Here is a 7,948-nt window from a genome sequence, read left to right on the forward strand (position 1 = left end):
CCGCTGGGACTGCAAGGAAGGCAGCGATTACGCCTGCGGTCAGAGCCTTTCTGAGTTTAATCACGAGAGATCACCTCATCTTCTTTCCGAAGTTGAACCCAAGACCACGTTTTCAGTGAGGGCATGAATCAAGTAAGTCAGGCGATCCGCTTCTTGTCGTGACGCGAAATCTCGGGACTTGACGTGGAGAGGAATTCCGTATATCCCGCTCGCTCATCGGGTCGTTTCAACAACCAGAGTTCCCGCCCCTGCCCTTGACTGGCGGCCGAAGCGCGATCCCAAGTTGATATCGACGCCGGGTGCGCCCCTCGCCTGCCGCACCTGTCCCGTCGTAGACAGGTAGCCCTCGAATTCGACCAGGGCTGAAGACAGCCCTCAGAATCCGGCGAAGAAAGTTGTTGGTGTCCGCGGCGGTCACGCCTCCTGCCCATGAGCGGGGCGCAAGGCCCCACCGATGGAGGAGAACGACACCATGCGTCGCTATCGAGCACATGTCATCGCCGCGCTGGCCGGAACCCTGGCGCTGTCGCCGCTGGCAGCGCCTGCCGCGTCGGCACACAGCCCGGACTCGGCGGCCGCCGCCACCGTGACGAAGGACCGCGACCACACCGATCCGGTCACGCCGACCAAGCCTGACACCACCGTCCAGCCGCCGCCGGAGCCCCCGGGCATCCGGTACCCGGGAACCGTCCGCCCCCTCAAGCCGGAGCCCCCGAGTATCCGGTACCCCGGCACAGTCCGCCCCGTCACGCCGGTCACGCCGGACACGCCGCCCCCTCCGAGCCCGCCGACGCCGGGCGGCACGGGCGACAGCACGGGCGCTGGGGCCACCGACGGTGAATCCGACGGCGACACCAGCGGCAACGGCGGTTCCGCAGGCGATAACGATCCCGCCGGCACAGGTGGTACCGGAGGCGGTTCAGGAAACGCAGGGCGCCAAAACGGCGGGGACGTCGGCGGGGCTGGCAGTGGCCCGGCTGGCGGCCATCGCTCCGACAGCGGAGGCGACGGGTCCGCAGGCGGAGGCGGCTCCCGGGGCGAAGGCGGCACTTCCGTAGGTTCCCCCGAGGGACCCAAGTCCGGGCAGCCCTCCGGCGGCCCGGCCCGCGACGGCGACTCTCGCGGCCAGTACGGCCAGTACGGTCAGAAGGGCCCGAACGGCCAGGACGACCAGAAGGGCCGGGACCGGTCGACGCGGCAGCCCGCCTCGTGGTTCTCCCTCGATCGTGCACGCGAGCTGATCACGACGCCGGTGGGCATGGGGGCAGTAGCCCTCGCCGGTCTGCTCGCGTGGCGGGCACGCCGCAACCGCCGCGCCGGGCAGCACAAGAACTGACTATGCGTCAGGGGAGGCGGTGATGCCGGGCATGCACCGCGGTGGGACCGATTCGCCTTGGTCCCACCGCGGTGAGTGTCAACGAAGGCATGGCCGATCGCATCGGAACTGTCCGCGGCAAGTGGGAAATGACCGGGAGGCGCACTGATCACCGCTTGCGCCAGGCTCCCCTTACGGCGCGGCAATCAATGCCGCCGGGAGGGCCGAGGTCTTGTGTGCCTGTTCCATGTGCCTTCCGGCGGACCAGTCAACCATCGCCGACGACGCTTCGCCTTCGCCCCGCGTGCCCGGCACTCGCGCAGGCGCGGCGCCGAGGGGCCGGCCGGTGACGTCGACGGCGTGCGTCCTACGAGGCGATCACAGTGCTCCGCGGCTCGGCGTCCTCCGCCCACCGCTTAAGACCCTCATCGGGGCGCCGTCAGGTCGGACGGCGCGGATCGACTTCAGCGCGGCGAGCGTGCTGGCGGCGCCCTTCTTGCCGCGGTTGACACCCCACAGGCGTCGTCGCCGACCGAGTAACAGCCATGGAAGCAGCGCACCCCGTGGGTGCGGTGATAGGTGGCGGGCACCCGGTCGGGATGCCCCTGCCTGGCCCAGCCCGAGCCCGCGGTGGGCCGGATCTCCCGCAGAGCCGCTCTCAAGAACTTCCGGGCCGTGGCGACGAGGTTCGACATGCGCGCCTATGTCTTCCACGGCACCGTCATCGTCGCTTCGATCCGGCTCTGGCTGCGCGGGGCGAGACCTGCTGAGCTACTGGCCGAGGTCGTAGTCGAACCAGATCCGGTGCGTGCCGTCGAGGTCGACGGCGATGCCTCCGGCCCCGGTGATCCCGACCAGATCGCCCGTTCCGCTGCCCGGGACGATGACGAAGAACTCGCTCTGTCTGTCTCGCCCAAGGTTGTTGCGGAGTGTGCAAAGTTGAAGGCACCCGTCTGGCCGTGCAGCGCCCCCTCAAAGCATCCCCGGATCGTATTCCGCCCCACTGACATCGGCGCCGACAGACCGGAGATCCGCCCGGTAGCCCTTAATCACTTGACCCGGTCCGTACGGTGGTTCGTTCGTGGCATCGCACACCACCACCGCGCGGCAGATCGTCACCGCGCTGCCAGGCGTCTGCCCGCCCATTGGGTAGCGGTAGCTGCGCCAACCACCCAGCAAACCCAGGCCCGTGGTGCCCCTGCTACCTCGGTTCGGGAGCTGTCCAGCGGGTTGCCGAGAAGGTCACGGAGACGGGGGCCTTGGCGGTTACGGCGGTCACCTTCAGCAAGGCGACGTACTTGTCGAAGCTGTTGAACAAGCAGAACCGGTCCCCGGTCCGCAGTTCGGAGACCGGTACGTCGAGGTCGTTGCTCTCGCCGCGCGCCGCGGCGTCCTGGCAAGCGGTGAGGTCCATGTCGGCGCTGTCCTTCACCCGGGCGACGTATGCGCTGAACCGCATCTTCGGGCTTCCGGCCAGACAGCTCGGGAAGTACTCGATGTCGCCCCCGCCGCCGGACAGGGCGTGCCTGTAGTTGACGTACGGGGTGTCCGGGCCGAGCCCGACGCCGCCGGGGGCGCAGTCGTGGGTCTTGGCCACGTCGTCGGACACCGTGAAGGGCTGGTTCTCGTAGTTCTTGTCACCGGGCTGTGCCGGCGGGCCTTCGGTCTTCGCCGGCCCGGCCCAAACGGTCGCCGACAACGTGAGCTCCGCGACGGGGGACCCGCTCACCTTCATCACGCGCAGGAGGACCACGCGGCCCCCCGCGGCGAAGTCCTCACAGAACCGGTCCCCCACCGCCAGGGCTCGGGTGCGGTATCGGTCGACGTCCGTACCGTTGCTGACCGCTGCCCGTGCCGCGTCCTGGCAGCCCGCCTGATCGAGGTCCCCGGCGCCCGCGGCTGCCTCGGCGACGGCTACGTCGTCGAAATCGAACTGCCCGCTCGCCGAGGCGCAGGGAGGGGACCACGCCAGGACGGGCGGCCTGCCCTCGTCCGTCTGATCCCCGTCGTCGTTCAGGCGCGGGTTCGAGTCATGGATCCCGAGGACGCGCGGCCCGCTGTCCGCGAACTCCACATAGATGTTCGACGGGCATCCGTCCTTGATCGCCTGGACGTTACTCAGCGAGACTTCCTTGTCCCGGTAGAGCAGCCCGGTCCTGGACCCGCCGGACGCACCGGATGCCGATCCCTTGGACGCACCCGACGCCGAACCGGTCGGACCTTCGGGCTGCCCGCCGCCGCCCCCGCAGCCCGCGAGCACCGCGCCCAGCAGCAGCACGAGACCGCCACTCCATAACGCCCTTGTCGTACGGCCGTTGTCTCCCCGCACGCCGACTCCCCGTTCGCATTCGAAGGGCCACCCACCGTACCGGCAACCGGGAGGGCGCGGACAGGAGCCGAGAATTCCCGTCGGGCTCGGGTGGCGCAGTGTGGAGTGACGCTGATCGCCAGGGAGCGTTAGGCGTGCTGTGTCGAAGCCTGCCGCCACCGCCACGCCTCCGCTGCCGTTCCTGCTGACGACGCAGCAAGGCCAGGCGGCACGCTCTCTCCTGTCGTATGGAGCCGCGCTTCCCCTCCGTTCTCCCGATTCCCAGCTCCTTGCGGTGGTTGCGGCCATCCGCGCTGCCCGAGGGGGTGTCGCCAACGTCATGGGCGTCGACCTTCGGTCGCTCCGGCTCGCTGACCCGGCCCAGGCCGTTGCCGCGCTACGCAGCCGGGGTGGCGGGTTCCCGATCAGCTGCTCGACGGAGACCCGGATGCCCCTGTCCAGGTAACGGTGCCGGCCCTGGCCGCCGAGACGGCGCTCCCGCTTCCCGTCAGCAACAGGCGCGCTCCCGTGTATCGGGCTGGACCAGGCGCACGTCGGCCTGCAAGCAGGTCAAAGAGACCGTCCCGGCCGTACGGCTCGCAGCCTTGTTCCTGGCCGCCCATAGCTCCTCCAAGCTCCACGGAAACCTCCCCGACGAGCTTCCCGAAGCCTGCCGCGCAGCCCTTCCCGACCTGCTGAGTCGTGGACGACGAGCATGCCGATCACGATGAGCGCGGTGTCGGAGATGGTGCAGGCTCCAGTCATTCCCGGACAGGACGTTCGCGGACCACGTCCTCGGGCCGCTTGTCGTCGCGCAGGCCGAGGAACCGTGGATGGCGCAGCTTGCCGTCGCGGGTCCACTCCGTGAAGCCGATCTGGGCGACGAGTTCGGGTCGGACCCAGTGGACGCCCCGCTCGCGCACGGGTCCGTCGAACGGGGTTCGTGCGCGTCCGCGGGCGTCGAGAAGGGCACGGAGCCGGCGCAGGGTCTGCTGGTCGAATCCCGTGCCGACCTTGCCCGCGTAGCGAAGGGCGTCGTCCACGTAGTAGCCGAGGAGCAGGGCACCGAAGCCGCTTCTGCTGCCGACCGGTTCGGTATAGCCGCCGATGACGAGTTCCTGGCCCTGCGCGCATTTGAGTTTGAGCCAGTCCGAGGAGCGGCGCGGCAGATAGCGGCCGGCGGCCCGTTTGGCGATCAGTCCCTCCCAGCCGTGGGCACACGCCTCCTCCAGCTCACGGGGGCCGACCCGGTTGCGGTGCGGGGTGAAACGCAGCGGTTCTCGGAAGGTGAGGGCGCGGCGGAGCAAGGACTTGCGGGTGCGCAGCGGCAGCCGGGTGAGGTCGCGGCCGTCCAGCCTCAGCAGGTCGAAGACGTAGTACATCACCGCGACACCGCTGGCGCGGGCCTGCTCGGGGTCGGTGAGCTGCATCCGCTGCTGGAGGCGTGCGAAATCGGTGCGGCCGTGCGTGAAGGCGACGATCTCGCCGTCGACGGTGAAGTCCCGGCACCGCTGGCCGCCGAGCGCGTCGACGATTTCCGGGTAGCCGGAGCTGATCTCGCGACCGGTGCGGGACAGCAGCCGGGTGCCGTCCGGTTCGCGGACGCCGAGCGCCCGCGCCCCATCGAGTTTGCGCTCGCAGATCCAGCCCTCGTCGAACTCCCGACGGTCGCTGAGCACGGCCAGCATCGGGCATACCGCGTACCCCTCGCCGGCCGGGGCGTCATCCAGCAGCGCCCGCTCGGCGGCGGGCAGCGCCGCCAGAAGTTCACCCTCCTCGCTCATCACCGCTCCCCTCGTCACCCGCCTCCTCTTCAGCGACGCGCTTCAACGTCCGGCCCGTGCGGACGGACCGGGCTCGGCGACCGTCGGGGGCTCCACGCCGTCCGGCCCGCTCGTCGCTCTCCTTGACCAGCAGCCAGGACTCCCTGTCGCCCGAGCCGCCGCGGAACCGGGTGAGCGCATAGCCGCCGTGCAGCTTGCTGCCATCGAGCCAGAAGGACACATGGCCGCTCTCCAGGGCCTCGCTGAACGTGCGAGTCCGGCCCTTCTTCGCCGGGAGCGGGCGGTAGCTGCCCTCGTCCCAGACGATCACCGTCCCCGCGCCGTACTCCCCTTCCGCGATGACTCCTTCGAAATCCCGGTACTCCAACGGGTGGTCCTCGGTGGGCATCGCCAGCCGCTTGTCCTGCGGGTCCGTGGAAGGTCCCTTCGGCACGGACCACGACTTCAGTACTCCATCGACCTCCAGCCGGAAGTCGAAGTGCAGGGTGCTGGCGTCGTGGATCTGCACAACGAAGCATGGCGCGTCACCGGAGGATGCCTGCCCGCCCTGCGGCTCGCGGGTCCGGTCGAAATGCCGCTTGCCACGATACGTAGTGAGCTTGTCTCTGTTGGTCATGGTGCCCACACCTTTCTCCGGCGGCCGCATCTTTCACTGTGGCGCGCGGCAGACGGCATCGCATGTGCGCGGTGCGGGTCTCCGCCGCAGCCTTTCGCCTGCCCACCGAGCGCCGGACCCCGCCGCTGGTCTCTGGCTGGGCGCACCCGTCGCTCTGGGCCACTGACAACCGCCGGGCACCAGGTGGGCCTCTTGCCCCATGCCCGAATCTTGGTGGTGAGCCCGCCGCGCAAGTGGCCGATCGCCTCGTCGGGCCGGTGATGGCAGGCCGCCCACGCCGCCCCGGTAGCGGGCCCCGGCGGCATGCTGATCGGGCGCGGCAGGATGTGGAATCGACGCCGACCATGGACCAGGCGATCCGGCCCTCCGCATCGACAACGGCCTGAACGTCCCGCAGGGTCCTCTCCCACGTGCCGTCAGCTGACCACCTGCGATGCCGGTCATGAACTGTCTTCCACTTCCCGAACCGTGTCGGCAGGTCCCGCCACGGAATGCGGGTGCGCTGCCGGTACAGGATCCCGTTGATCACTCTGCGGTGAGCACCGCCCACCCCGGCCGGTGTTCTTGGGTACGGCTCAAGCCGGGCCCACCCCCGGTCCGGCAGATCCCCTCGCCCCACGCCGACCGGAACGACACCAGCGCAGCTCGGTCACGCAACTCGTCGGACACGCCTTAGGAGGAGCGCACCGTCGAGGTCATCATCTTCATCAACGCGCCGAACGCGAAGTACACCGCCGAGAAGCCCAGGTGGCTGGTCACCCACCACATCCAGATGCGCAAGGTGCACGCCGACAGCAAGTTCGGAACCTCTGCGACCCGCTGCGCCCCTTCACCAAACCGCCCCTGAGCTGCGGCTCTGTCCACACCACTGCGCCGACTGTCCGCCGAGGGCACGACCTGCCAACCGCCAGCGCATGGCTGGGAGTTGACGGTTTTGACGAATGCTCAGGATGTCCTCAAATCGAACGGGTGGGACTTGCTCTTGCACACCGAATGAGTGACTCTACGTGCAAATTCTCGTACAGAGCGCGATCAGGGGGAGATCAGGGTGGCTGACGAATCCGACTTCATCATCCAGCCGGCCAAGGATCCGGGCACCGGTGGGCCGGCCGGCGCGCCACCGCCCGCAGCCGGTGTGCCACCGCGTCCGGTCGGGGCGCCGCCTGGGCCTGCCGGGCCACCGCCAGGCGTTGCCGGACCCGGGGCCGGTTCCGGAGCATCGGGGCTGGCCGGGCTGCTTCGGGCGCTGCAGCCGAAGCGCCGGTCGCCGGGATCCGGTACGGCCTCCCTGCCTCAGCAAGCGGGTACGCAGCCGCGGCCCGACGCTTCACAGGGTGAAGGCAGGCGCGGCCTCACCGGGCTGCTCCGCCACTGGCCGCTGCTCGTTGCTGCGGTCGTGCCCTGCCTGATTTTGGCCGGCATCGGATGGTGGCTATGGCCGGAGCAGCCGCCCGCCGGGCCGCCGCACATCGCAGCGGGCACCGTCCAAGCAGACCTCCTCAGCCCTGACAGCGTCAGCCGGGTGGCAGGGACGACGCTGGTCGCCGGCGCCCAGTCGGACCGGCCCGGCGCCCCGCTCAAGGTGTCGCCGTCGGCGTGCGCCGTCGCGGCGGGTCCGACGACCCAGTCGGTATACGGGGATGGCTGGAACGCGTTCCTGTCGGCTACCTACCGGGATTCCGCTGGCACCGGCTCCTACACCGTGAACCAGGTGATCGGTGTGTACTCGGACAGCAAGGAAGCCGGCGCCGCCTTCTCGACCCTCACCAAGGGCCTGTCCAAGTGCCCGTCCTCGACGCGTACCGACCCGTGATGGGAATCCGCGAAATTGGCTCTGACCGCAGTTCCGTGAATCCCCAGGTCAGCGGCGGGAACGACGGATCGTTTCACCAGGGTCTCGTACTGCGTGGTGATCAAGACGGTCG

General features: G+C 69.5%; 7 protein-coding genes and 3 pseudogenes. 3 read left to right on the forward strand and 7 right to left on the reverse strand.

Annotated elements, in window-relative coordinates; all coding sequences use genetic code 11:
• Nucleotides 1-454 precede the first annotated feature (454 nt).
• Complete coding sequence (locus AC0680_RS28755; RefSeq protein WP_478634267.1) at nt 455-1,336, forward strand: hypothetical protein; 882 nt, start codon at nt 455-457, stop codon at nt 1,334-1,336.
• A gap of 396 nt (nt 1,337-1,732) precedes the next feature.
• Here AC0680_RS28755 and AC0680_RS28760 read toward each other — a convergent pair.
• A pseudogene (locus AC0680_RS28760) lies at nt 1,733-1,956 on the reverse strand (IS630 family transposase); the annotation flags it as partial.
• 16 nt (nt 1,957-1,972) lie between these two features.
• Here AC0680_RS28760 and AC0680_RS28765 point away from each other — a divergent pair.
• Nucleotides 1,973-2,068 (forward strand): annotated as a pseudogene (locus AC0680_RS28765) (IS5/IS1182 family transposase); the annotation flags it as partial.
• A gap of 18 nt (nt 2,069-2,086) precedes the next feature.
• Here AC0680_RS28765 and AC0680_RS28770 read toward each other — a convergent pair.
• From AC0680_RS28770 to AC0680_RS28795, 6 genes and pseudogenes are all read right to left on the reverse strand, one after another.
• Nucleotides 2,087-2,200 (reverse strand): DUF3224 domain-containing protein, encoded by a 114-nt coding sequence (locus AC0680_RS28770; protein ID WP_478634303.1) that lies wholly within the window; start codon nt 2,198-2,200, stop codon nt 2,087-2,089.
• A gap of 316 nt (nt 2,201-2,516) precedes the next feature.
• Entirely contained in the window at nt 2,517-3,644 is a 1,128-nt protein-coding gene (locus AC0680_RS28775) for a hypothetical protein (protein ID WP_478634269.1), read from the reverse strand.
• A 740-nt stretch (nt 3,645-4,384) separates the two neighbouring features.
• On the reverse strand, nt 4,385-5,407 hold the full coding sequence (gene ligD, locus AC0680_RS28780) for a non-homologous end-joining DNA ligase (protein ID WP_478634272.1): 1,023 nt from the start codon (nt 5,405-5,407) through the stop codon (nt 4,385-4,387).
• Nucleotides 5,391-6,023 (reverse strand): DNA polymerase ligase N-terminal domain-containing protein, encoded by a 633-nt coding sequence (locus AC0680_RS28785; RefSeq protein WP_478634274.1) that lies wholly within the window; start codon nt 6,021-6,023, stop codon nt 5,391-5,393. The genes ligD and AC0680_RS28785 overlap by 17 nt, the downstream gene beginning before the upstream one ends.
• 206 nt (nt 6,024-6,229) lie before the next feature.
• A pseudogene (locus tag AC0680_RS28790) lies at nt 6,230-6,642 on the reverse strand (IS5 family transposase); the annotation flags it as partial.
• A gap of 53 nt (nt 6,643-6,695) precedes the next feature.
• Nucleotides 6,696-6,821, reverse strand: coding sequence for a hypothetical protein (locus tag AC0680_RS28795; RefSeq protein ID WP_478634277.1), 126 nt, complete (start codon nt 6,819-6,821; stop codon nt 6,696-6,698).
• Between the two features lie 250 nt (nt 6,822-7,071).
• Between AC0680_RS28795 and AC0680_RS28800 the strand changes: the two genes are divergently transcribed.
• Entirely contained in the window at nt 7,072-7,836 is a 765-nt protein-coding gene (locus AC0680_RS28800; RefSeq protein ID WP_478634279.1) for a sensor domain-containing protein, read from the forward strand.
• Nucleotides 7,837-7,948 lie beyond the last annotated feature (112 nt).

The organism is Streptomyces sp. NPDC043738 (genome assembly GCF_056436545.1).

What these genes read in the sequence shown, in the direction of transcription:
- AC0680_RS28755 (WP_478634267.1), top strand. Translation starts at nt 455, where the DNA reads ATGGAGGAGAACGACACCATGCGTCGCTATCGAGCACATGTCATCGCC.
- ligD (WP_478634272.1), bottom strand. Translation starts at nt 5,407, where the DNA reads ATGAGCGAGGAGGGTGAACTTCTGGCGGCGCTGCCCGCCGCCGAGCGG.
- AC0680_RS28785 (WP_478634274.1), bottom strand. Translation starts at nt 6,023, where the DNA reads ATGACCAACAGAGACAAGCTCACTACGTATCGTGGCAAGCGGCATTTC.